Origin of the sequence: Chitinophaga agrisoli (genome assembly GCF_008386695.1) — a bacterium.
Lineage (GTDB): Bacteria > Bacteroidota > Bacteroidia > Chitinophagales > Chitinophagaceae > Chitinophaga > Chitinophaga agrisoli.
In genome coordinates this window covers 1,054,800-1,080,015 of the sequence record NZ_VUOC01000002.1, presented here as the reverse complement: position 1 = coordinate 1,080,015, position 25,216 = coordinate 1,054,800, and the positions used below count along the sequence as shown (strand labels likewise).

The following is a 25,216-nucleotide window of genomic DNA, read 5'->3' as shown; positions in this document are numbered from 1 at the left end:
ATGAATTTTATCCTCCTACTAAAGGTGTGAGTTTGATAAAGGAAATAGTAGTATCCGGTTGCAGGTTAATTTCGTCATTAAGATCCGTACATTGCTTATTATCCACCAGCAGCAGGAAGCCATTGTTATCAAACGCTTTCAGCGCAATCTCCGCCTGCTTAACGGGATCCTGCTGCCGCAGACCGTTTGAGCGGGCAGGGTTTAACAACAGTTCTTTCGCACCTGGTTCTACCAGCCCCATATAGGGTACGGAACGGTTACTGTTAAATATGTTTACTTCCTGGTGTACCCGGCTGCGGATCAGCTCCCGCACAGTGATAGTGGAAGCCTCCAGTTCCAGCTCAAATTCCTGGGCCACTTTGCCGGTAAGGCTCTTGTCCCTGATGAGAATTTTCATAGGTCGGCATACATTTATACTGTAATTATAAATATAAATTTTAATTTAAATATAATTTTCAATAGCCGTACAATAATGATATATATTTATGCCTTATAGATTAGCACAACAGCCATTGCACATATGAAATTCTTCAGATCACTCTTCTCCAAACCAGCCGCACCACCGCAACCGGAAGCTGCTACTTCCGCCAGCTTCGCCCGTGAAGTGCTGAAAGCCATCGTCCTCCTGGGAGAAAGTGAACATCTCTCCACTGATGAAGAGATCCTCCGGTTATTCCGCGACAACGGCATCAGCGAAACCGATGCGCCGGAGATCCTCCTCTTCCTCCCCATTGCCTTTGTACGGCGCTGGATGCCGGATTATAACTGGCGCGATGACTATATAGAGACCATCCACGGAACACAGATCGAACGGAAATACAGTGAAACAAAAAACTATCAGCTTATCTGGGCGGTTACCCAAAGTTATTTCCAGGCCGCCCCGCGGGAGAACGTCATAAAAAGGGTCTGCGCACGCAGTGCAGAGCTGCATGCCATTAATCACCTCTTAAGCCATGGAGAACTGCTGGAAGATATTGAGCTGGCGCCCATGACCATCATCCGCTGATACCGTTCTGCAACAACATTTCAATAACATTTCGCGCCGGGAAAAAGCTTCAACTTTGTTCCAACTAAAACCTCAAAACATGCGCACACTCTTAAGAGTTACCATGGATGTAATGGCAGGGAACAATGCCATTAAGAACGGGTCACTTGCCCGCATCATGAAAGCTACCATGGACCGGCTCCAGCCGGAAGCGAGCTATTTCCTCCCCATCGACGGTTGCAGGGCCTGTTTAATGGTGTTTGATCTTAAGGACCCCGCCATGATCCCTTCTATTTCGGAGCCTTTCTTCCTGGAGTTGAACGCCAAAGTGGAGATGTGCCCCGTCATGAATGCGGATGATCTGCGGGAAGGCTTGGCGCTGTTTGATAAAGCCATGCACGAAGAAGAGCCTGCTGAAATGCACGCTTAACACAACATACCATCACCAGTAAAACCCGGATTTGATGCAGGCGCTCAGGGGCTCTGCCCCCGGTATAGGCCGCCGTCAGCGAATTTTAAATTTGGCAGATTGATTTTTATTAAGATACCTTTGTTAAGGTTTTCTTTCCTTTAGCCAAACTTAGAGTAGGTTCATGTGACGGGCAGCAGAAAAACTACAGCTATAGTCAAACCCCAGGAGAATTACACAATGATTTAGACCTACAGGTACTGCAGTAAGAACGGACATGCTAAAAAGAGCGGCCGGATACGCCATTTCTATCAGGTTCCCCAAAAACAATCCGTTAAATAATAACAATGCAGGTTTCCGCATGCCATAAGCAAAAACGTGCACTGGGATACATGCTGGTATTTACCATCTCTTTTTTTATGCTGGGCAAAACCATCTGCCAGGCACAATCAAGGGTGCATGGCAAGGTCGTAGATAAAAATGATCATGGCATAGCCAATGCCAATGTGCTGCTATTGCGGTCCACAGACTCTTCCCTGGTAAAAGGCCTGGTATTGCCTGCCTCCGGCGAATACCAGTTCGAGAATATTGCAGAAGGCCGTTATCTTGTCATGTCCACTTTTACGGGCTTTAAACAGGTCTATACCCCTTCTTTTACGATCAATGGCGGGCAGCAGGTACGCCTGGAAAAACTGATCCTGGCGGAGACCGCGGTGCAACTGGGCGCCGTCACCGTCACCTCCCGCAAGCCGGTATTTGAGCAGAAGATAGACCGCCTGGTCATTAACGTGGAAAATAGCATCACCGCTGCCGGCAATACTGCATTGGATGTATTGGAACGTTCGCCGGGTGTGACGGTAGACCGTCAGAATAATGCCGTTTCCATGAACGGAAAAGATGGGGTAGTGCTGATGATGAACGGCAAGATCAGTTACATGCCCGTTGCCGCCGCCGTTCAAATGCTGGCAGGTATGAACGCGGGTAATATTGAGAAGATAGAGCTTATCACCACGCCGCCCGCAAATTTCGATGCGGAGGGTAATGCCGGTTACATCAATATCATATTAAAGAACAGTGAGAACTATGGTACCAATGGCTCTTATTCAGCCACGCTGGGGTACGGACAGGGAGTGGTAGATGCGGCTACCGTGGTCTTGAATCATCGCAGCGGTAAGATCAATGTATTTGGCGATCTGTCTTTTTCAGAGGTCAGGACCACCCCTTACATCTATTCCTACCGCGAGATCAGCAACGGGGATGAGATCACCAAAATATTTGCCAATACAGACAGGCACGCCACCGTCACCAATGGCAATGGCAGGGTAGGGTTGGATTACCAGTTGAGCAGCCGCACTGTTCTGGGCGGCTTGCTGACCGGCTACTACAACAAATACGCGATGAATGCCCTTAACACGAATACTATCACCACAGACGATCAGCTGGATACATTGATCAGCATCCGCAATAATGAAAAGAACAGGTGGAAGAATTATAGCGGCAATATCAACCTGCAACATAACTTCACAAAGGATGAAAAGTTGACCCTTAACCTGGATTATATCCGTTATTCCAACAATCAACCGGTAGAGTACTTCAACTCCTATTACGACGGCGCAGGCAATTTCCTGTTTGAGGAAGATACCAGGAGCGGAAAATTAACGCCTATTACCCTATGGGTAGCCGCAGCTGATTATGCAACAACGTTGGGGAAGAACGTGCAACTGGAAGCCGGCCTTAAAGGTACCAAGTCCACTTTTACAAATGATATCTCGTTTGAAAGATTACAGCAAAACACCTGGACAAAAGATCCAACAGCATCTGCGCTCTACAGTCTCGATGAGAAGTATGGCGCTGCCTATGCCTCCTTTAATATTACGGTGGACAAGAAAACGACCATTAAAGCAGGCCTCCGCTATGAATACACTACCTCTAACCTGGGCACCGTGGAGGTAAAGGATATTGTAGACCGCAAATACGGGAATCTTTTTCCTACGCTCTTCATATCACGCAAAATAAATGAGGATAATACAGTGAATGTATCTTACACCCGCAGGATCACCCGTCCGCCATTCAATGCCCTGGCCCCATTCACCTATTACGGAAGCCCTAATACCTTAATAACAGGTAACCCTTCTTTACAACCCGCCATCTCGAATATGGTGAAGGTCGATTACACCTTCAAAAAATTCTTATTCTCCCTGTCCTTTACGCAGGATGATGACGCCATCACCAACTTCCAGCCGCATATAGATTCGGTTACCAATTTCCTGGTGTTGTACCCGGAGAACCTGGTCAATGCAAGAGTGATCGCATTGGTAGTGTCTGCCCCGGTAGATGTGAACAAATGGTGGAGCATGCAATGGAACCTGACCGCCCTGGGCCGCCAGACGAATGGTATCTACCAGGGAGAAAGCGTACGTCTGCAACATGGTAATCTAAACATCAACACAGTACAGAAATTCAAATTGCCCAAAGGCTTTTCTGTGGAAGCGTCTGCTTTTTATCAGTCCCGGAACTTAAACGGCATCTCCGTCACCAAGCCGTTTGGAACACTGGATATTGGGATTAAAAAGACCCTGCCGCGTAATAAAGGCTCATTTGTATTAAATGGCGCCAACCTGTTGAAAACATTAGTGTTCAGACCGGAAACCAATCTCCCGGAGCTCAACCTGCGTACCAGGACCTACCTGCGGTTTTTTGGAAGGACCGTAAAACTGACTTATACCCGCACGTTTGGTAATGACAAGCTCAAAGGCAAACGCAACCGGGATACCGGCGCAGAAGACGAAAAAGGACGGGTACAAACGCAATAACAGGCAGGGAACCGTTATCTTTTATATATTACAGGCTGATTGGCATATTCATGATCGAGATCTTCGATAACATCCGCAAAATATACCACTTCAGCCCTCCCTGCGAGGAGCTGGCGGACTATATTGAGTTCTTTTCAGAATCCTCCACCGAAGCTACCCTGGCCCATATAGGACGCGACCATTTTACCGTAAAGATGTTCCCCAGCTGGACGCCCACTTTCTGGTTCAACCTGGGCGCTCCCTATCACCTCACGATGGGTGATCAGCAATATCTTATCCAACCCGGAGAGGATGTGCTCATTATCCGCGATAGTACAGTGGAGCGCTTTAATCAGCCCGCAGACCATATTTTCAGTATCAAGTTTTTTCCCGGTGGATTAGAGGCGATATTCGGCATTGATCAATCAAAAATGAAAGACCAGCTGATTCCCTTGCAGCAGGTACTGCCGGTGCGGCTTTTACAACAGCTAAGACAACTGCATGGTTTTGAAGACCGGATGTACCATCTGCAGGATTACTTCCTGGCGCAGTTTCATCGCAAAAAACAACGGGATCATTACATTCGCTTTGTAAAGGATACCATGGCCTGTTACGGGGCCGGCGGGCTGCAGTATAACGTAAATGAGCTATCCGCCCGCCTGTTCACCAGCTCCAGGACCATCAACCGTTATTTTCACCAGGTAGTAGGCATCGGCCCTAAACATTACTTCTCCATTGTGCGGGCACGGACGGCATTAACCGCCTACATAGCCGGCAGGAAAACATTCTCGCCTACAGATTTCGGCTACTATGATATGAGCCATTTTTATAAGGAGATGCAACAATTTACCGGCCGGCGGCTACCGGCGCCTAAGCCGTAGATTGTCCGTTTTTTACCTGGTTTTATTGCAGCAACCTCGATAGCTTTGCCTCAAATGATTCACATGAAAAAAGGCTGGTTAATGATCCTGTTAAGCATGTTCACATGTTTAACAAATATCCGTGCACAACAAAAGCATTATAAGCCAGTAATAGAGCCCTGTAAATGCCCTGTTGAGGTAGATAGTACCATCAAAACACGCTGCGGCTACCTCATAGTGCCGGAAAACAGGAAGAAGCGCAACGGAAAGACCATCAAACTGCCTTTTATTGTTGCGTTGAGCCCTAATCCCCATAAACGGAAAGACCCCATTTTATATACCGCTGGTGGCCCCGGCGGCAGCTCCCTTAGATGGGCGCGTGGCGCGGCCCGGCATGCGATCATTAAAGACCGGGACTGTATCGCCTTTGAACAGCGCGGTACCTATTTTGCGCAGCCCAGGCTGTGGACAGATGATATCGTGCAGGCCATACAGGAATCCTATCGCAAAAACCTGGATAAAGACAGCATGATCCTGGTGGGAGTGCAACGTTCTAAAAAGGCCCTCGAAGCAAAGGGGATCGACCTTTCTGGTTATAATACAGATGAAACAGTAGCTGATATCGATGACCTGCTCATCACCCTGAATATCGACTCCGTAAACCTGCTGGGCGGCTCTTATAGCGGTGGCCTTATGCTGGCCGTACTACAGCATGATCCCGCCCGGGTACGATCGCTGGTCCTGGACTCGCCCCTGCCTGCTTTTGTTCCTATTGATGAAGATGAACCAGCCAACTTCAACGAAGCGCTGACGATCATGTTCCGCCGCTGCGAAAAAGATTCTGTGGATAAAACACTGTACGGCAACCTCCGGCAGCGTTTCCGGGATTACTTTACAGCTATTGGTAACAAAACCTTCTACATCCCTTACCTGGAAAAGGGTACGACCGATACCTTACAGGTGGCATATACCCGCAACGAGCTGCTGAATGTACTGGTAAATACCATGTCTGATTATTCCAGGATCAAAGAAGTGCCCTATATCATTACAGAGATGATCAAAGGCCATCACGCCGTATACATGAAAGATGTGCTGGATGGTATTTTCAACAACGGCGGTTTTGCCTCCGGTATGCGCATCTCTGTTTACTGTGCCGATCAGACAGCCTATCATGACGAATCCATCCTGCGTCAGGTATACAATGTATACCCGTATATGGAAGGGTATCACATCAACGATGTGCACCGCCAGATCTGCGATTGCTGGAAAGTACCGCCCATCAATCCAAAGACTAAACAGCCCTTTTATTCCAATAAACCGGCCCTGCTGGCAGATGGTGAGATGGACCCCGCTTGCCGCCCTCTTTATATTGACAGGATCCATCATTACATGCCCAACAGCCAGCGCCTGTTGTTTACTAATGGGTCCCATATGGTATTGGGCGGCCGGGAGATGGATACGATGGTACGCGCCTTCCTGGACAATCCCTTTCAACCGGTGATCCCGCAACAGGAAGGCGTGATCGCCTATTAGCCCGGCACTATAAAAATTCAAAGAAAATACAGACCTTTGCCCCGGAATAAACCGGACCTATGATAAAGTTGACACTTATTTTCTTCTTTCTTGTAATTGTTGCACTCGTGGCTTTCATCGTGGCGTGTATCTCCGTTATTAACCGCAATTGCCGGAAGTGGAGTAAACACGATGATTTATTGTAACTACAGCGCTTTTTATCCCGAAAAAGATCCTCCCATATATACGCTCAAAGCCGCGCCCGCTTCCCCGCTGGAATGACTTTTGGAGTGTTCCCCATATATGATCCCACAAGACAAACAAAACGGGGAGGCACATGCCTTCTACAAAGAAGCGTTGCTGCTGCTCAATGAAAGCGGCGTCCGGTATTTATTAGGCGGCGCTTTTGCCATGTTTCACTACACAGGCATCTACCGCGATACAAAGGACCTGGACGTATTCTGCGAGCCGGCAGAATACCCGCGCATCCTTAAATTCTTTGCCGCCAAAGGTTACCGCACAGAATTAACAGACGTGCGCTGGCTGGCCAAGGTCTTCAAGGGCGAGTATTACATAGATATCATCTTCGCCTCCGTCAATAACATCTTTCATGTAGATGAAATGTGGTATGAAGAGGCCCACCAGGCAGAATTTGTAGGTGTAGATGTTAAGCTATTATCGCCGGAAGAGCTGATCCGCTGCAAGATCTACGTACAGAACCGCGAACGCTTCGATGGGGCGGATATCAATCATATCATCCTCCGCTATGGCCACAAGCTCGATTGGAAACGCCTGCAAACGCGCCTGGATCATCACTGGCATCTCCTGCTGGCGCAGTTGTTGATCTTCCAGTTCATTTACCCGGCAGACTACCGCGATATCATTCCCAAATGGCTGCTGGATGAGCTCATGGAAAGGGTAGGGGAGCAATACGAGCTGCCCGCACCCGTAGAAAAGGTGTGCCGTGGCCCGCTGCTGGATCAAACCCAGTACCAGACAGACGTAAAGGAATGGAACTATAAATCATATACTATTAAAACCATTTAATAAGATATGGAACAGGCAAACGGAAAAACACGCATTGCCGCGCTTGGGGATATTCATACCCAGGAAGGCGATAAAGGCAAATGGGCGCCGCTTTTTGAGGAAGTCTCCAAAAAAGCGGATGTATTCCTGCTCTGCGGCGACCTTACAGACACCGGCGATGAAACAGAGGCCCAGGTACTGGTAGAGGAGCTAAAGGCCTGTACCATTCCTATACTCGCTGTGCTGGGCAACCACGATCATGAGAAAGGCCGCCATAAGCTTATCCGTCAGGTTATGCTGCAGCACCACCAGGTGCGTATGCTCGACGGGGAGTCCGTAGTAGTGGCTAATGTAGGCTTTGCAGGCATCAAAGGCTTTGGCGGCGGTTTTGACAAACACATGTTGTCCATGTTTGGCGAAGGCGCTATGAAGGCCTTTGTACAGGAGGTGGTAGATGAAACCCTCCACCTGGACCGTGCCCTGGCCCGCCTGGACCAGGAACATCATGCGCTCAAAAAGATCGCCATCATGCACTATTCCCCCATTAAGGATACCGTCATAGGCGAGCCGGAAGAGATCTTCCCTTTCCTGGGATCATCCCGCCTGGCAGAGCCTTTAAGCCGGCGCGGCGTTACCGCCGTTTTCCATGGCCATGCCCATATGGGCGCCTTCTCAGGAGAAGCCCCGGGTGGCGTAAAAGTCTTTAACGTGTCTAAGCCGGTACTGCAACGGGAGGGTTACCAGACGCCTTTTTTCCTCTTTGAAGTGTAACAACATGTGCAGATTTTCCTTTGTAACGCAATACGCGCGGCCGGCGGCTGATACCCGCAGGCGGAGGAATAACGACGATAGTTCCGCTTTTTCGCTGGTTGCTGGCCAGTCGTTGACCAGCGCTTAATACCGGCTTTTCTTCAGATCTTTGCTGCCCGCCTATTGATGCTGGCAGTTCTGCGGTAGCCACAGGTGTTGAATGTGCGTCACAGGCCACCGGTGCAATATGTACATTGCAGGCTACCTCTTTCCGCACATGCGCCGCTTCCAGGCGGGCCTGCACCGTAGCTTCATCTACGCCATCCCGTAATAAACGCATGGCCTCTCCGGTAAGCGCCTGGTAACGCTTCCGCTTTCTTTCCTTTTCCGGTAGCTTCCAGTAAACCGCGGATCCTATGATAGATGCCGCCGCCATCCACCCGGCATACTCCATAGTGCGCCGGAATGCCGGGGTTCGTTTAACCCGCCGGGCGCTCAGACTGCTTTTTTTTCTCACATAATACTTGCCGTCCCTTTTGTAGTAAGTACGGCCGTCAATGGTGCCCTCGTAAAAAATAGGGCCGCGTTGTTTACCCATGATCTTTCATTTTTTTGATGTCTGACAAATGTAAAGGGGGAGTTTATACCGGCCAAATAAGGTGAACGTTTTGAGCATTTTTAATCAAAAATGTACATTTTTAACACTTTTCGACTAAATCGTACATTTCTGGCAAACTAACAGCTGGGTAGTTGGGGATAGTCGTATGTAGGATAGGGTATGTCCGGCAGTTATACTAACATATCACTAACTACGGACCGCAGTTTATATCGCGTTAAGCCAACACTCCTCCAGGCTCAAAAGCGTTGGGTACTGCTGTTAAAAGCGTTCCAAACCAGGGAAACCCCAGGCTCAAAGGCGTTCAGTACCCGGGTTAAAAGCGTTCCATGCTAGGGTTCGCCATGGGTTAAAAGCGTTCGGTACTAGTGTTAATAGCGTACCAGACAGCAGGCCATCCCTAATCAGAAGCGTTCAGTATATATGTTAAAAGCGCTCTACACCCCCTGGTGTTGCTGGTCCACTGTAGGATTGCTGCTGTCTTATTGTATAAACAGGCTATCCCCATTTCCCTCACCCGTTATTAAATCAGGATTATTTGTTGTATTTTCTCCGCGCTAGTAATCAAAACCACGTATGAAGAACTGGACCCGTTGCATACTGCTATGCCTTCTTTGCATCGCCGCTACGCCACAGAATGATCCGCCCGTTAATTGGAAAAACATCCGCGTGCTGGTATATACCCGCAACGGAAAAGGATATGTGCACCAGAATATACCCGCTGCCATAGCCGGTATCCGCGCATTAGGGACCAAATACGGCTTTAAGGTAGATGTATCGGATACCCCCGCAGATTTTACAGACGCTAATCTCCGCAAATACAACGCCCTCATATTTGCCAACACCAATAACGATGTATTTGATACGGACGCGCAAAAACTGGCCCTCATGCATTTTGTAGAGGCAGGCGGCGGTTTTGTAGGCATCCACTCCGCAGTGGGCACAGAGCGTAAATGGGAATGGTTTAAGCGGATGATCGGCGGCACCTTCGAGCGGCATCCACCTTTTCAGCCCCTGAAGGAGCTGGTCATCGATCCTCAGCATCCATCCACCGCCGCTTTACCTAAGGTCTGGCAATGGGAAGATGAATGTTATTTCATAAAGGAACTAAACCCGGATCTGCATGTGTTGGTAGTGCATGAGCTCAACGGCGTCAACGATAAAGAGAAACCGGAGATCTATGGACATGTTTTTCCTTCCGTATGGTGCCATGAGTATGATGGCGGCCGCCAATGGTATACCGCCCTTGGGCATGATGCTAAAGTATATGCCGATCCTGTTTTTCAGCAACATCTCCTCGGAGGCCTGCAATGGGTACTAAGCCGGCGCGGGCCGCTGGATTATTCCCGTGCAAAAGCACAACATCCGGATGATCCGCTGCCGTATTAAACTAATAGCTAACCATCAACTGTACATAAATAGCAACCCATGAAAGAACAAAATAACCCGCCTCGTTCCACGAGAAGAAACTTCCTCAAAGACACCCTCAAGGGCGCCGGCGCCCTGGCATTAGCCGGCTTCCCCACCATTGTGCCCGCACACGTATTGGGTAAAAATGCGCCCAGCAATCGTATTAACATCGGCGCTATTGGCAATGGCCGTATCTCCCGTGGCCACGATATGCCCGGCGTCTGGAAATATGACCAGGCACGTATCATCGCCGTCTGCGACTTGGATAGTAACCGCGTAGCCTCCGCTAAGCGCCTGGTAAATGACTACTACAGCAAAAAGACCGGCAAACCTTACGACGGGGTAAAAACATACGAAGACTACCAGGAACTGCTCAATAATAAAGATATTGACGCCGTATTGATCAGCACACCGGATCACTGGCATGTAATACCCGCCATACACGCGGTACGTGCAGGAAAGGATGTATATATGCAGAAACCCGCTTCCCTCACCATTGCAGAGGGCCGCGCCCTTAGCGATGCCGTGCACCATAGCGGCCGTATCCTGCAGATAGGCAGCCAGCAACGCTCTATGCCCCAGTTCAAAAGGGCATGTGAGCTGGTACGTAATGGCGTGATAGGTAAAGTGCATACCGTATATGTAGGCCTGCCTATTGACGATCCAAAAGAAAGCACCGTAGAGAAAGATATGCCCCTGCCCGCTAATCTCGGCTATGAGAAATGGCTGGGCGAAACGCCTTTTGTGCCTTATACCGAAAAACGCGTACACCCGCAGGCAGATTTTTCCAGGCCCGGCTGGCTGCGTTGTGAGCAGTTTGGCGCTGGCATGATCACCGGTTGGGGCGCACATCATTTTGATATTGTGAACTGGGGGCTGGATACAGAATACACCGGCCCTGTGGAGATCTCCGCTACGGCAACATTCCCGCCGGCAGGCAACCTCTGGGATGTACATGGCCCTTTTAAATCGGAGACTGTTTTTGCCAACGGCGTAAAAGTGCTGGCCAGCAATGAATACCCAAACGGGGTAAAATTCGTAGGGGCAGATGGATGGATCTTCGTGACCCGGGGCAACTATGCGGCCACCGCCAGCGACCCGGTAGCCAAAGGGGAGAATACCAAAGCCCTCGACGCGAGCGATCCCCGTATACTCAATGCCGTAATACCGGCAGACGGTGTACATTTGTATGAAAGCAAAGACCATCACGGCAACTGGCTGGATTGTATACAATCGCGCCAAACGCCCATCACGCCTATTGAAGTAGGCCACCGCGGCTGTACCGTTTGCCTGCTCAATCATGCCGCCATGAAGCTGCAACGCAAACTGTACTGGGATCCGGTAAAGGAACGTTTTAAGAATGACGATGCGGCCAACGCCCTGCTTACCCGCCCGCAGCGCTGGCCCTATGTATTGGACTGATAACTAAACGAAAATCATGAATAACAGACTGATTCCATCACTATTGCTTCTAGGAATGATGAACTACGCCTGTAACACCGGCAACACGACAAAAGAACAAAACCAGGATTCCACCGCTGCCGGCCAGCCGGCTATCCGCCTGGTAACCCTGGATCCCGGCCATTTCCATGCGGCCCTGGTACAGAAATCTATGTACCCTGGTATCGACTCCGTGGTGCACGTGTATGCGCCGGATGGCCCGGAGCTGCAGGGACAGCTCAACTTCATTAACCAGTACAATACCCGCGCAGACGCGCCCACGCACTGGCAGGAAGATATCTACAAGGGCCCGGACTTCCTGGAAAAAATGGTGGCGGAGAAGAAAGGCAACGTGGTCGTAATGGCCGGTAATAACCTGCGTAAAACGGAATACATACAGCAAGCGGTTGCTGCTGGTATGAACGTACTGGCGGATAAGCCCATGGCCATCAGCGCTGCGGGTTTTGATAAGCTGCAGCAAACCTTCCAGGATGCACAGCAAAAGAAAGTGCTGTTGTATGATATCATGACGGAACGCTCAGAGATCACCAATACCCTGCAGGCGGAATTATCACGCATCAACGATGTTTTTGGTACCCTGCAGCCAGGCACCGCAAAGGAGCCGGGCGTAGTGATGGAAAGCGTGCATAACTTCTATAAATATGTATCCGGTAAGGCCCTTACACGGCCGGCCTGGTTCTTTGACCCGGAACAGCAGGGTGATGCTATTGTAGATGTAGGCACCCACCTGGTTGACCTGGTGCAATGGGAATGTTTCCCTAACGTAGTGCTGGATTATCAGAAAGACATCCAGCTGCAGTCCGCCCGCCACTGGACCACGCCCGTTACGCTGTCCCAGTTTAGCGTGATCACCGGCCTGGATAGTTTTCCTGCCTACCTGGGTAAATACGCTAAGGATACCGTGCTGAATGTGCATGCCAACGGGGAAGCCCAATACATGCTTAAAGGAGTACATGTAAAAGTAACGGCCCTGTGGCAATACGCCGGTCCGGAAGGTAGTGGCGATACCCATTACTCTATCCTGCGCGGTACTAAGAGCAACCTCGTGATCCGCCAGGGTAAGGACGAAAAGTTTGAGCCTAGTTTATACGTAGAGCCGGTAGGCGCTAACAAGGCGCCTGCCTTTGAGCAGACCTTGCAGGCAGCCTTACAGCAGCTGGAAAGCAAATACCCCGGCTTGTCACTGGAAAAGACCAAAGCGGGCTGGAAGATCGTAATACCCGCCAAATACAAAGTAGGCCACGAAGCGCATTTTGCCCAGGTAATGGAGCGTTACCTGCAATACCTCAAAGATGGGCAGCTGCCGGAATGGGAAGTGCCGGGTATGCTGGCCAAATATTACACCACTACCAAAGCATTGGAAATGTCCATGCAACAGAAATAATCGTTCTTACATTGAATACAAACAAAAAGCAGCACGGCATTAGCCGCGCTGCTTTTATTATTATACAATCGGTGTAGGTATCAGCTATTTATTTTATCGTCACCCCCATGCCCAGCTGTATCTCCTGGTTATGCCATTTATAGCGGTCATCCACATCGTTCACGTTGGCAATACCATACACATAACGGCCGTAAAACCGTATCTGGGCAACATGTAGCGTAAGACCAGCGGCCACCCCGTAATCTAATTTCTTAAAAGCAGCCCGGTCGCGCAACAGCAGGTCTTCATTATCATACACAAGGAAGCTCATCTGCGGTCCTGCATTCAGTGACAGGATCTCGTTCACGTTGTACGTAAGCAGCACCGGTACCGTCACATAACTCAGCTTTACAGACGATTTCGCGTCGTTTTTCCCGGAGTTTACGTAGTACGTCAGGAAATCATCGCCCTGTTTGTTGTTAAACTGCGTAAACAGCACTTCCGGCTGTAAACCCCATTTGGGCGTAAAATTGTATTCGGCAAAAGCGCCTCCATTAAATCCCAGGCTAAAGTTACCCTTCATACCCTTACCCGATATGTTGGTCAGGTCCATATCAGCTTTTAAACCGAAATGAAAGGATGACTGCCCGTAAGAAACGGTGGCCAGCAGTAACAGGCCCATAATGGCCGTCAGTAGTTTGTTAGTCATAGATACAAAATATGGAGGTACAAATATGCTATACAGGAACGACTATGGCGCGCCTAATAGATGATCAGGCGCTTTACCCCCATAATACCGGGAAATTTATGGATGATCTGCCGTTTTTTTCCTAAAATTGTGAGCACAAGGATCACTGAAAATTCCACGTATGAGAAAATACACGGCCGTTTATCTGTTCGTAGTATACCTGTTTATGAGTTGTGCAGCGCCCCAACCACCCCAGGTCACCCTGTCAAAAGCAATGCTGAAGGATAAGATCATGGGCGGCTGGGCCGGTCAGACAATTGGCGTTACCTTTGGCGGCCCCTATGAGTTCCGCTTCAATGGCACTTTTATACAGGATTATCAGCCCCTGTTGTGGTACGATGGATACCTGAAGAAGACCATGCTGGAAAACCCCGGCCTCTATGACGATATCTACATGGATCTCACCTTTGTAGATGTATTTGAGCGCGCCGGCCTGGACGCCCCGGTAGACTCCTTTGCACAGGCGTTTGCCCATGCGGGTTATATGCTGTGGCATGCCAACCAGTCTGCCCGTTATAATATCCTGCAGGGCATAAAAGCCCCGGCTTCCGGTCATTGGACCAACAACCCCCACGCAGATGATATTGATTACCAGATAGAATCCGATTTTGCCGGCTTAATGAGCCCCGGTATGCCCAACCTGGCATCCGCCATCAGCGATAAGGTGGGCCATATCATGAATTATGGCGATGGATGGTATGGCGGCGTATTTGTAGGCGCCATGTACACCCTGGCATTTATATCGGACGATATACCCTATGTGATAACAGAAGCGCTCAAGACCATTCCCGCCCGTAGTACCTTCTATCAATGTATAGCCGATGTGATGCGCTGGTACCAGGTATACCCTAACGACTGGCGGCAGACCTGGTTTGAGCTGCAAAAGAAATGGAGCGCGGAAAAGGGCTGTCCGGAAGGTGTATATGCGGCTTTTGATATTGATGCCAAGATCAATGCGGCCTATATCGTATTGGGGCTGCTCTATGGGAAGGGCGATTTTACCCGTACCCTGGAAATTGCTACCCGCGCCGGCCAGGATGCGGATTGTAATCCGTCTTCCGCCGGCGGTATCCTGGGCGCCATGCTGGGGTATAAACGGATCCCGGAAAAATGGAAGATGGGATTAAAAGAAGCAGAAGGGCTCGATTTTAAATATACCACCATGTCCCTGAATAAGGTGTATGAGATCAGTTACAACCATGCGTTGCAGATGATAACGCGCCAGGGCGGTAAGGTAGGAGCGCAGAATGTGAGCATTGCCGTACAAACGCCCCGCGCAGTAAAGCTGGAACAATGTTTTGAAAAGATGGAGCCAGTGGCCAGAACGGCCTGGTATAATGTAGATATACAGGATACCTCCTTTGAATTTGAAGGCAGCGGTTTTGTGCTGCGCGGAGATGTTTTTAAGAAACAAGCAGTGGCAGATACCACGCTTTCTATGGAAGTCTATATCGATAACCGCCAACAGCCCACCGTGGCCCTGCCTACCAGCTATCAAACCCGGCGCAATGAGCTGTGCTGGGCCTATAACCTCGAAAATAAAAAACACGAAGTGCGCATCCGCCTGCTAGGCCCTTCAGCCAGTTATGCGTTGCGCACTTCAGATTATATTATCTACAAATAATAATGTGCTAATGTGCTGATATGCTAATGTGCTAATGAAATGCAGCGATTGTTCCACATTAGCATATCAGCACATTAGCACATCAGCACATTAGATCACGGGTCCAGCGGATCCAGCGGATCCTCATGCAAACTCTCCTCAGAAGGCAGGTACTCTATGCTCTCATCATTCAGTGTCCGCATCTTGCGGTAGGGCAGGTATCCCATATCTTTTATACATACCTTTTCAAAGAACACGCTGGACGCATAGATCAGGTGCGCCTTACTGCTGGTCACCAGCACCTTTTTATCCGCAGGGAAGCCATTGCGTAACAGGATACGGTTGGCATTGCGCATATTGGTAGTGGTATGCCTTGCATGCGGTTCTACGATAATAGCATTGGCCGGTATATCGCAGCTGTCTGCCAGGAACTTCTTCATCTCTATGGCTTCGCTGTATTTGGTGCCAAAAGGATGTACATACCCGCCAGATACGATCAGGAAAGGCGCTTTATGCTGTTTGAACAGCTCCGCGCCGGTACGGCAGCGTTGCTTGTTCATAAAGCTGATGGGTTGATCATCGTCCGGGCCGGCGCCCAGTACTAATATTACGGAGTAGGGAAACTCATTCCACTGGATACTGCTTACACGCGATATCGGCGCCTGGTTGGTCGCAGACATTGGCTCATGCCGGGCGGCATGGTCTTTCCCGTTCAGCTGCAGCAGGTCCATGGCAAAACGCAGGGCCGGGCTAAAGAACAGGCCAGCGGCATCCTGCTGTTTATACCCGCTCCACAAGTGCTGTACTGCCGCTGTATAAGCCGCGCTGCGCACATCATAGGCGGCGGAGTCAATACGGGGATAGCGCAGGCCTATATTCTTCGTATAGGCAGTCAGGATATAGTTAAGACCCAGGGCCTCTTCCCGCCAGCGCATGATGAGCATCTCCTCTTCCGGCATAGATGCATAGCGCATAAAAACGCCGCTGGGCCGCAGGTGCTGTTGTAAGGTTTCCCGGAAAGCAGATTGCTGGGTATACAGCGTTTGCAGTGCCTGGGAAATGGTTTTGATCTGCTCTGTATCGTACAGCAGGGCGTTGGCATAACAGGCGGCACTGGTACAGCTATCTGTCAGTTGCTTTACCCGCTGCTGGTGTTCACGGGAATATTGCTGCAAGGCCTTGTTGTTACTGAGGGCCTTGTGCAGCACCGGCTCTTGTTCAAACAGGGTAAGCAGGTAAAAATTCTTATCCTGCACCAGGTTGCCGCTTTGCACAAACTGGTAGGCCGGATCAAAAGTTGGCTGGCCCTGTGCCCGCAGCAGCATAGGCAGGGTACATGCCAGGCTGCAGAGCAGCAGGAAAAAGGTACGTCGCATCATATGACTATCAACTGATTACTGGCTGCAAAATAGTAAAATCCGATTACCATTGCTAAGGCGGACGGAACGATCCCTTAAAAATACGGCCGCCACAGCCGGGCTTGCACAGAAGATTTAACATTTACATAAAAAAGGATGTGCAGACGGTAAGACTATAGCCTCACCTGTCTGCACATTCCTATTTATATACCCGTAAGTTAATGCGCTACTTTCGGCGGCATCAATTTATACACCACCGGCGTCACCACCCTGGATAATAGCGTAGAGCTGATCAATCCGCCTATCAGCACAATGGCCAGCGGCGCTATCAATGGATTATTGGAAATGGCGATTGGTATCAATCCGCCAATGGCCGTTAAAGAAGTCAGCACAATTGGCAGGAAACGTACTTCCCCGGCCTCGCGGATAGCAGCCTCCAGCGATCTGCCCTCCATACGCAGCTGGTTGGTGAAGTCCACCAGCAATATGGTGTTCTTTACCTCAATACCCGCCAACGCTATCATACCGATAATGGCCACAAAGGAAAGTGAGTTCCCGCTCAGCCACAGGGCAATGGCCGCGCCTACTACACCCAGTGGTATCACAGATAATACGATCAGGGTACTTTTGAAGGTCTTGAACGCCAGTATCAGCACCGCTATGAACAGGAAGATGGTGACAATGATCACGCTCAGGAAGCCGCCAAAGGAGTTCTGGCGCGACTCTACCTCGCCGCCCATCTCGTAGCTGTACCCGGCTGGTAGCACCTGCTTATTCATCTTGCCGATCACGTCATTGATCACCCGGTCCGCCAGGAAACCTTTCTGTATAAAGGCTTTTACAGATACCACCCTTCTTTTCTCCTGGTGGTTAATGTTCACCGGCGAGGTCTCCATCTGCAAATCAGCTACCTGGCCTATCGGGAAGGGCTTACCATCGTTATTGTTTACATACAGGTTGCTGAAGGCGTCCAGCGTAGGCCGGCCGCTACGGCCACGTGTCAGCACAATATTGTAATCATTATCATTATCGTCTGTATAACGGCCCACATTCAGGCCTGCTACCGCCAGGCGTACGGTACGGTCAATATTAATGGAAGGGATGCCGAGCAGTTGCGCCTTCTCCCGCTGTACGGCTACCCGTATATCGCTTTTTAACAGGCTTACCGGGTTATCTACATAGATGGTGCCGGGCGTACGCTGTAACATGACCTCCGCTTTGGCCGCCAGCATACGCAGCGTATCCAGGTTATCGCCAAACAGGCGTACCTCCACCGGCGCGGCCACGGGCGGGCCCTGCTCAAAATTCTTTACCTCTACCTTTGCGCCGGGATAAGGCGTCCATAGCTTCCGTAGCTGCTCTATCAGCGCCAGCTTGTCGGTAGGATTGATGTTTTCTTTCAGCTGTACAAAGATCTCCGCAAACTCAGGATGCTCATTCTCCGGTACCACATTGTAATAGATCCGGGGATTGCCTTTGCCTACATTGCTGGAGAAATATTTCACCGCAGGCTCCTGTTTCAGCACCCGTTCTATATCCCGCGTAATACGGTTAGTATAAGCAAGATTACTTTGCGGCGGCGTGGTGATATTGATCATGAACTGCGGTTTCTCTGATGCGGGGAACAGGCTAAAGCCTATCACGCCAAACAGGAAAAGCGATGCGCCAAATACCACCACGGTGGTAACAATAGTTATTACAGGATGCTGCAACGCTTTATCCAGGAAGCGGGCATAACTGCCATGTATCAGCCTTTTCAGGCCGCGCATAAACAGGTTGCCGTCCGGATGCCCCGCATGGTTGCGCAGCAGTTTGCTGGACAGGAAGGGGATAATGGTGAGCGATACGAACATGGAGGCCAGCACACTCAATATCACCGCCAGCGGCAGCCCGCGTATAAAATCGCCACTGCCTTCCGGCAGGAACACCAGCGGCATAAAGGCAATGATCAGCGTTACGGTACAAAGCACCACCGCTGTGCCTATCTGTTTGGTGGCTTTTAAAGTGGCTTCCAGGGGAGTATGTCCCTGTAGTATCCAGCGCTCAATGTTCTCCACCACGACAATGCTGTCATCTACCAGCAGGCCCAGGGCCACTACCAGGCCTACAATGCTTAGCTGGTTCAGGTTATACCCCAACGCCTGTAACAGGATCACGCCAATAGCTAATGATAACGGAATGGAGATCATCACGATCAACGCCGGGCGGCCGCCCAGCGGTAACAGCGTAACGGCTACCAGCAGGATGGCGATCAGGAAATCCTCGCCCAGATGCCCCAGCCGCCGGTTTACATTATCTGCCTGGTCAAATTGCTGCACCAGGTCAATATTAGCCGGTAAGGTCTTTTTGAATTTTTCAATAACGGGCTTGTACACCTTTTGTGTCTGACTGATATTCTCACCCTCTTTCTGTGCGGCGGCTACAAACACGCAGCGGTAGCCATTCAGGCGGGTCTGATAAGTGGCGTCCTCATAACCATAGTATACGTTGGCGATGTCTTTGAGGAAAAGATTACGCCCGTTTTTAGCATTGATAAGCGTATTCCTGATGTCTTCCAGCTTATGGAAATTACCGCTGGTCTTGATGTTAAAGATCCGGTTGCCGGCGTCTACGCTGCCGCCGGGAATGTTCAGCGTTTCATTCTGCAGGCTGTTGATCACATTGCTGACTGGCAGGTTCAGCTGGGCCAGTTTCTCCAGGTCCAGCTCCACGCGTACTTGCTGCTCCGGTAAGCCAAAGATCTCCACGTTCTTCAGCGCGGGCAGCTTTTCCAGCTCGTCCTGCAGTTTCTCTGCATAGTACTTCAGCTTGTCGCGGGAGGCGTTCTCGGAGATCATGGCCAGCTGCAGCACATTCACATCAGAAGGCTGTACCTTCTGGATATCGATGCTGATATTATCCTGCGGCAGATCGCGGCGTTTATTGTTCACTGTTCTTACGATCTCCTGGTATTTCTCGTCGATGTTCACGCGGTATTTGTATTCCACACGCAGCACGGCCAGCCCGTCGCTGATGCTGGTGCGGATCTTGCGGATGTTCTCCAGCCCATAGATCTCCTTTTCGAGCGGGTCTACGATCAGCTCTTCCATATCCTTTGGGCTGGTACCGGGGTATACGACGATAACGGTAAAATTAGGCGAGTGCATTTCCGGGTCTTCTGAACGCGGTATGTTCATAATGGTGCTAATGCCCAGTGCAACGATCATGATAAAGATCACCAGCGTAAACTGGTAGTTCTTTACAGCATAGTCAGATATTTTCATAATAATTAGCTTTTCTAAGCCACCGGTGGTTGCCGGTTAATAGTAGTTATTGAATGTTGACTATCAGCTATTAGCAGTACACTGTTATTATCCGGCCAATCATCCACTGTGTCAGGCTTAACAATCATAAGAATTACATCATTCAATTTATCCCCGGATAATAACAGCAAACCGCTAATAGCTAACAGCTAGTTTTTCATCACCCGGATGGTGCTGCCATCCGTTAAATAAGCATTTCCGGAGATGATAAGATTGCTGGCGTCTGCCAGTCCGCTGCTGATGATCACCTTATCTTTCTCCATACCGGCAACAGTTACCGGCACCTTCTTCGCAGTTTGTCCATCATTGGTGATGAATACAAAACCGCTGTTGCCGTCTCCATCCAGTAAGGCTTCATAGGGGATGGCCCAGGGACCGCCTTTGCTGGCGTCTATGGTATTATGACCGTTGATCACCGCTTTGCCAAACATACCATAGGCAATGGCCGCAGGTTTGTCGCCGCTAAGTTTTATATCTATTGAAAATGCGCTGGTGGCAGGGTCTATGCCTTCGCCCCGGCGGGTTACGATGCCATGGAAGGTTTTGCCAGGAACAGATTCTACTTCGATCGTAGCGCTGTCCTGCAGTTGGATGGCCGCCCATTCTTTATTGCTGACCGCCACACGCAGCAGCCAGTTGCCGGATTGTGCGCCATTGGTCTGCAACACAGGAGCGCCGGCGGTTACCTGCTGTCCCTCATTGGCCAGCTTCCGTAATACATATCCGTTACGCGGCGCCGTGATCACAGAATGACTGCGGTTAAATTCCGCCGTGCGTAATTGCTGTTGCGCTATATCAAGGGCCGTCTTTGCATTCTGCAGCTGCTCCAGCGTGGCTACGCTGTCTCTGTAAAGATTATTGGTGCGTTGATGATCGCGCTGCGCTTTTTCATAAGCCAGCTGCGCCTGTTGCACCTGTGCGTCTATCTCTGTGGGATTAAGGGTGGCTACGGTCTGGCCCTGGCGGATGGCGTCGCCTTCCTTTACCAGTATGCGTTGAATGATACCGCCTGTTTTAAAGGAGAGCAACACTTCATCGTCCGTAGTGAACTGTCCGGATACCGGGATAGCGGCAGATGCAGTGGTAGCATTCAGCGCCTGCAGCTGCACCGGTATGGCGCTTGTGGCTGGGATCTGTGAAGCGGCGGATTCGCTGCCGCAGGACTGTAAGCCCGCTGCGCCGCCTATCAGCAATAGTAAGGAAAAGATCGGTTTCATATACTTAAGCATTTTATGTAGTGGTTTGTATTTGTATTTGATCCATCATATAATTCGTCTGCCATTCGCGCATCCTTTCATCTGCACATTAGCACATCTGCACATCCCTTCATCTGCACATCAACTCATTCTCTTCCCAACGGAAAACTCGCGCCTGCTCTTTCTATCTCTGCCTGCGCTATCTGCACCTGCGCATAGGCCTGCAACGATTCCAACCGCGCATTGGTCAGCTGTTGCTGCGCGTCCAGTAATTCGAGGTACAATAGCTGTCCTTCCTTATATACTTTCAATTGATCCCGGTAATATTTCTCCGCCAGCTGCAGCTGTGTTTGCGCGCTGTTATAATTGCTCCGTGCAGTTTGATAATTATTGGAAGCGGTATTCATTTCCAGCTGCAATGATTGCGCTGTTTCATCATAGGCGGCTTTAGCCGTGGAGGCGTCTGTAGCGGCCTGCTGGGCGCGGGCGCGGCGTTGTCCGCCGGTAAAGATGTTCCACTGCAGGTCCACACCTAACAGGTAGTACCGCGATGTATTATTGAACTGCCAGTTATAAGCCTGTGAGCCAAGATCCAGGAAAGTGCTAAGCTTGGGAATAAAGGTGGATTGCTGCTGCTTTTGCTGTAGTAATGCAATGTTCCGTGCCTTGTCCAGCTGTACAAGCTCTTCCCGGCCATTGATGCCGCCGTTAAGATCAGGTATAACGCCGGTCGTTATCGCCAATGCTGCGCTATCCGCCACAATACTATCTGCCAGCTGCCGGTTCAGCAAAAAGTTAAAATAAGCCCTGGCGTTCTGTTGATTGTTCTGCGCCGCGGTAATGGCCGCCAGTGTTTTCTCCCGTTCTGCCTGCGAGCGGGTAAGCGCCGTGCTGTTACGCACGCCGTTGCGCAGCATGCTTTCATTTACGCGGATGTTTTCCCGCACCAGCTGCAGCGCGTTATCATAAATGGTTACCGAACGTGCTGCCTGGAAGTATTGATAATAAGCAGTCTTGATATCCTTCACCAGCTGGCGTTTATACACATTTACCGCTGCCTGTTGCCGCGAGATATCTTCCCGGCGGATTTGCTGCGCATACCAGATCTCCGTATTGATCAATGGGAGGGAGGTGCGCACTTTAGCATCGTAAAAATTATCAGGGTTCAGCTGTATGGATTGGTTGCTGAGCATCGGTAGCTTAGGTCCCGTAGTTAGTTCATTCAATGTCTGGTACACCGGGTTTATCAGGTCGCCCACCGGCACGTCAATCGTACGGCCGCCGCTGGCTTTTGTGTAATTGGCCAGCAGGCTTACCTGCGGCAGGAACATCCCCCGGGCTTCCTGCAGCGCATACATGGATTTCTCCAGGGCAAAATTCCGCTGCTGTAGGGATTGGTTATGGGCAAAGGCCTCCTGGATGTATTGGTCCAATACCGCTGGACGAGCTTCCGCAGTTTCAGCCGCTACTGCCATCGCACGCGCCGCCTCCGCGCTATCAGCTATCATCCACCGGCCCCCTGCCACCGCATTCGCTCCCAAAGCCCCAACCGTAGCCCGTGCACGCGCCGCCGCCACCTGCTGGCCCTCCGCAGCGCCAATGCCAATGAATGGCATTATTAATATAACCGCAAGTAACTTATTAACCTTTGTTGACATAATGAACAGTGTTTAGTATTGGCGTAAAAAAAAGGGAGATAAATCCCCGTTAATTTTCGTGAAGCGCAATCTCCTATTAAACTTTTATCATTTGCAGATATTGATCCAACGCATGGTAGATGGCATGACTGGCGCTGTTATCATCCAGCGACATCACCTTCAGCCTGCACCGCACATGCAACGATACCAACCCGTGACAAACAGACCACAAAGACAGCGCCGCTACATGTTTGTCCTGAAACCGGATCAGCTGCTGCGCCATACACTCCTCAACAATACTCAGCAAAAACTGCAGAGATGCATCCCCATTCTCCCAGGTATCCTCCTGCTCGATCTTGTTCATCGGAGAGCGGATAATAAACATCAGATCATAAAGATCCGGCTGCTCCAGCCCAAATTGTATATAAGCCTTACCCAATTCCTCCAGCCGCTTAAACGGATGTTTATTCACCGCCTTCTTTTCAAACACCTGGTAAAGCTTCTCAAAAGCCTGACGCTGCACATCATACAACAGCTCATCCTTATCCTTATAGTACAGGTAAATAGTGGCCGGACTGTACTCTATCTTCTCCGCAATATTGCGGATGGACGTCTTTTCATACCCTTCTTCCAGGAACATACGCATAGCAGCGTCCATGATCAGCCGCTTCATCTCCGTTTTTTCCCGTTCCTTTCTGTCTGCAATGCCCATGTCAATTTATTTACATCGCAAACTTACTGAACAGTGTTCAGTATTCCAAATAAATCTTTTTGCAATATTCCATACTTTGTCCCGTCTTCCTAACCATATAGATCATATACTATGATACACACCATTCTCGGAGCCGGCGGGGTCATCGCCAAAGAGCTAACTAATACATTGCTGCAAAACGGAAAAGAAGTGAAGCTCGTCAGCCGTCAGCCAAAAGCCATAGGCGGGCGCACAGATATTGCCGCTGCAGACCTGACGAATTACGAACAAACAAAAGCCGCGGTGGCAGGCTCCGCGGTGGTATACCTCTGCGCAGGATTGTCCTATGACAGGAAGGTATGGGCCGCCTCCTGGCCAAAGATCATGCGTAACACCATCGACGCCTGTAAAGCGGCCAACGCCAGACTGATCTTCTACGACAATGTATATATGTACGGGCTGGTGAACGGCCCCATGACAGAAGACACACCTTATAACCCTATCACAAAAAAAGGAGAGATCCGGGCGCGTATCGCCACGGAACTGATGGACGAAGTAAAAGCCGGTAACCTCCGCGCCAGCATTGCCCGCGCGGCAGACTTCTACGGTCCCGGCGCAGATACCACCGGTATGCTGAATGTGCTCCTCATCAGCAAATTTGTAAAAGGTAAAAAAGGTATGTGGCTGGGTAGCGATGAACTGCCGCATAGCTACTCCTATACGCCGGATTCAGGCAAGGCCATGTATCTCCTGGGCCAGGATCCCGCTGCAGATAACCAAACATGGCACATGCCTACTTATAATCCCGCCCTTACCGGCAAAGAATACGCTGCCCTGATCGCGCAAAAAACAGGGGCTAAACCCGCTTATACAAAAATGAACAGCTTTATGCTGCGCCTGGGAGGCCTGTTTGATGGCGTTGTGGGCGAGCTGCAGGAAATGTTATACCAGAACACCAACCCTTACGTGTTTGACTCAACGAAGTTTAACAGGCATTTCAATTTTCAACCTACCAGCTACGAGCAGGGGATAAGCGAAACAATAGCGGCGGCAAAATGATAACAGCAGTGTAGCCTCGTATAGCCGCATTCAATTTCCTGTAAAATAAAAACCGCCCAGGAATGGGCGGTTGAACAACTTTGCCTAGAATTTACACTACAATTTGTTGATAACAAGATTACGATGCTTAATGATAAAAAGGCACTAATCAGATGTTAACAGGAATACGAATCCGGTGTTAATGATCACCTGGTCAAAAAACACCTTTCATAAATTTTTTTGGTTTTTTGGATCACGCCCGTATCTTTGCACCAGTTCTTTACGATCACTTATCAAGAAAGGCAGAGGGAAATGGCCCTGCGAAGCCTTAGCAACCCGCCACCGTACCACGGTGAGCAAGGTGCTACATCCATCCGTTCCATAGAGGACGGGAAGATAAGTCAGCAGTTTTTACTTTAAGTTACTACACAATAAAGAAAAGCTCACCTGACTATCAGG

The 25,216-nt window shown here is 50.0% G+C and carries 20 protein-coding genes and 1 riboswitch; of the genes, 12 read left to right on the top strand and 8 right to left on the bottom strand.

The annotated features are described in order from the left end of the window. Positions 1-7: 7 nt before the first annotated feature. Entirely contained in the window at positions 8-397 is a 390-nt protein-coding gene (locus F0L74_RS11695) for a hypothetical protein (RefSeq protein ID WP_149838046.1), read from the bottom strand. Positions 398-520: 123 nt separating this feature from the next. Here F0L74_RS11695 and F0L74_RS11690 point away from each other — a divergent pair, with 123 nt between their 5' ends. The 7 genes from F0L74_RS11690 to F0L74_RS11660 all read left to right on the top strand — a co-directional run bounded on the left by F0L74_RS11690 (position 521) and on the right by F0L74_RS11660 (position 8,355). Then, the gene (locus F0L74_RS11690; protein WP_149838045.1) at positions 521-1,006 is read left to right on the top strand and encodes a hypothetical protein; all 486 of its coding nucleotides are present in this window, start codon (positions 521-523) and stop codon (positions 1,004-1,006) included. A 79-nt stretch (positions 1,007-1,085) separates the two neighbouring features. After that, positions 1,086-1,415 carry a hypothetical protein gene (locus F0L74_RS11685; RefSeq protein WP_149838044.1) on the top strand — a complete coding sequence of 110 codons (330 nt, stop codon included), beginning with the start codon at positions 1,086-1,088 and terminating at the stop codon, positions 1,413-1,415. A gap of 326 nt (positions 1,416-1,741) precedes the next feature. Continuing rightward, positions 1,742-4,207, top strand: coding sequence for an outer membrane beta-barrel protein (locus tag F0L74_RS11680; RefSeq protein WP_149838043.1), 2,466 nt, complete (start codon positions 1,742-1,744; stop codon positions 4,205-4,207). 50 nt (positions 4,208-4,257) lie between these two features. Beyond that, positions 4,258-5,067: a helix-turn-helix domain-containing protein gene (locus F0L74_RS11675; RefSeq protein ID WP_149838042.1), complete on the top strand. Its 810-nt coding sequence runs from the start codon at positions 4,258-4,260 to the stop codon at positions 5,065-5,067. Positions 5,068-5,130: 63 nt separating this feature from the next. Next, a complete protein-coding gene (locus tag F0L74_RS11670; RefSeq protein WP_149838041.1) occupies positions 5,131-6,579 on the top strand; it encodes an alpha/beta fold hydrolase in 1,449 nt (482 codons plus the stop codon). A 282-nt stretch (positions 6,580-6,861) separates the two neighbouring features. Beyond that, entirely contained in the window at positions 6,862-7,605 is a 744-nt protein-coding gene (locus F0L74_RS11665; RefSeq protein WP_149838040.1) for a nucleotidyltransferase, read from the top strand. A gap of 6 nt (positions 7,606-7,611) precedes the next feature. After that, positions 7,612-8,355, top strand: coding sequence for a metallophosphoesterase family protein (locus F0L74_RS11660; protein ID WP_149838039.1), 744 nt, complete (start codon positions 7,612-7,614; stop codon positions 8,353-8,355). Here F0L74_RS11660 and F0L74_RS11655 read toward each other — a convergent pair. Then, a complete protein-coding gene (locus F0L74_RS11655) occupies positions 8,297-8,932 on the bottom strand; it encodes a hypothetical protein (RefSeq protein WP_149838038.1) in 636 nt (211 codons plus the stop codon). The genes F0L74_RS11660 and F0L74_RS11655 overlap by 59 nt on opposite strands. A gap of 594 nt (positions 8,933-9,526) precedes the next feature. Between F0L74_RS11655 and F0L74_RS11650 the strand changes: the two genes are divergently transcribed. The 3 genes from F0L74_RS11650 to F0L74_RS11640 are packed head-to-tail and all read left to right on the top strand — an operon-like array spanning position 9,527 to position 13,205. Further along, positions 9,527-10,339 (top strand): ThuA domain-containing protein, encoded by an 813-nt coding sequence (locus F0L74_RS11650; RefSeq protein WP_149838037.1) that lies wholly within the window; start codon positions 9,527-9,529, stop codon positions 10,337-10,339. 39 nt (positions 10,340-10,378) lie between these two features. Further along, positions 10,379-11,782 (top strand): Gfo/Idh/MocA family protein, encoded by a 1,404-nt coding sequence (locus F0L74_RS11645; RefSeq protein ID WP_149838036.1) that lies wholly within the window; start codon positions 10,379-10,381, stop codon positions 11,780-11,782. 16 nt (positions 11,783-11,798) lie between these two features. Next, positions 11,799-13,205, top strand: coding sequence for a putative oxidoreductase C-terminal domain-containing protein (locus tag F0L74_RS11640; RefSeq protein WP_149838035.1), 1,407 nt, complete (start codon positions 11,799-11,801; stop codon positions 13,203-13,205). 88 nt (positions 13,206-13,293) lie between these two features. Here the strand turns inward: F0L74_RS11640 and F0L74_RS11635 are convergent, their stop codons facing one another. After that, entirely contained in the window at positions 13,294-13,893 is a 600-nt protein-coding gene (locus F0L74_RS11635) for a porin family protein (RefSeq protein WP_149838034.1), read from the bottom strand. A 160-nt stretch (positions 13,894-14,053) separates the two neighbouring features. On the opposite strand from F0L74_RS11635, the gene F0L74_RS11630 reads away from it, so the two are divergent. Then, entirely contained in the window at positions 14,054-15,556 is a 1,503-nt protein-coding gene (locus F0L74_RS11630; RefSeq protein ID WP_149838033.1) for an ADP-ribosylglycohydrolase family protein, read from the top strand. 95 nt (positions 15,557-15,651) lie between these two features. Here the strand turns inward: F0L74_RS11630 and F0L74_RS11625 are convergent, their stop codons facing one another. From F0L74_RS11625 to F0L74_RS11605, 5 genes are all read right to left on the bottom strand, one after another. Continuing rightward, on the bottom strand, positions 15,652-16,914 hold the full coding sequence (locus tag F0L74_RS11625; RefSeq protein ID WP_149838032.1) for a YdcF family protein: 1,263 nt from the start codon (positions 16,912-16,914) through the stop codon (positions 15,652-15,654). A gap of 197 nt (positions 16,915-17,111) precedes the next feature. Then, entirely contained in the window at positions 17,112-20,156 is a 3,045-nt protein-coding gene (locus tag F0L74_RS11620) for an efflux RND transporter permease subunit (RefSeq protein WP_149838031.1), read from the bottom strand. Positions 20,157-20,344: 188 nt separating this feature from the next. Next, positions 20,345-21,412 (bottom strand): efflux RND transporter periplasmic adaptor subunit, encoded by a 1,068-nt coding sequence (locus F0L74_RS11615; protein WP_149838030.1) that lies wholly within the window; start codon positions 21,410-21,412, stop codon positions 20,345-20,347. Positions 21,413-21,537: 125 nt separating this feature from the next. Continuing rightward, a complete protein-coding gene (locus F0L74_RS11610) occupies positions 21,538-23,049 on the bottom strand; it encodes a TolC family protein (RefSeq protein ID WP_149838029.1) in 1,512 nt (503 codons plus the stop codon). A 76-nt stretch (positions 23,050-23,125) separates the two neighbouring features. Further along, entirely contained in the window at positions 23,126-23,740 is a 615-nt protein-coding gene (locus F0L74_RS11605; protein WP_149838028.1) for a TetR/AcrR family transcriptional regulator, read from the bottom strand. Positions 23,741-23,851: 111 nt separating this feature from the next. Between F0L74_RS11605 and F0L74_RS11600 the strand changes: the two genes are divergently transcribed. Continuing rightward, entirely contained in the window at positions 23,852-24,778 is a 927-nt protein-coding gene (locus F0L74_RS11600) for an NAD-dependent epimerase/dehydratase family protein (RefSeq protein WP_213086943.1), read from the top strand. Between the two features lie 266 nt (positions 24,779-25,044). After that, positions 25,045-25,160: riboswitch (SAM riboswitch) on the top strand. The last annotated feature ends 56 nt before the right edge of the window (positions 25,161-25,216 follow it).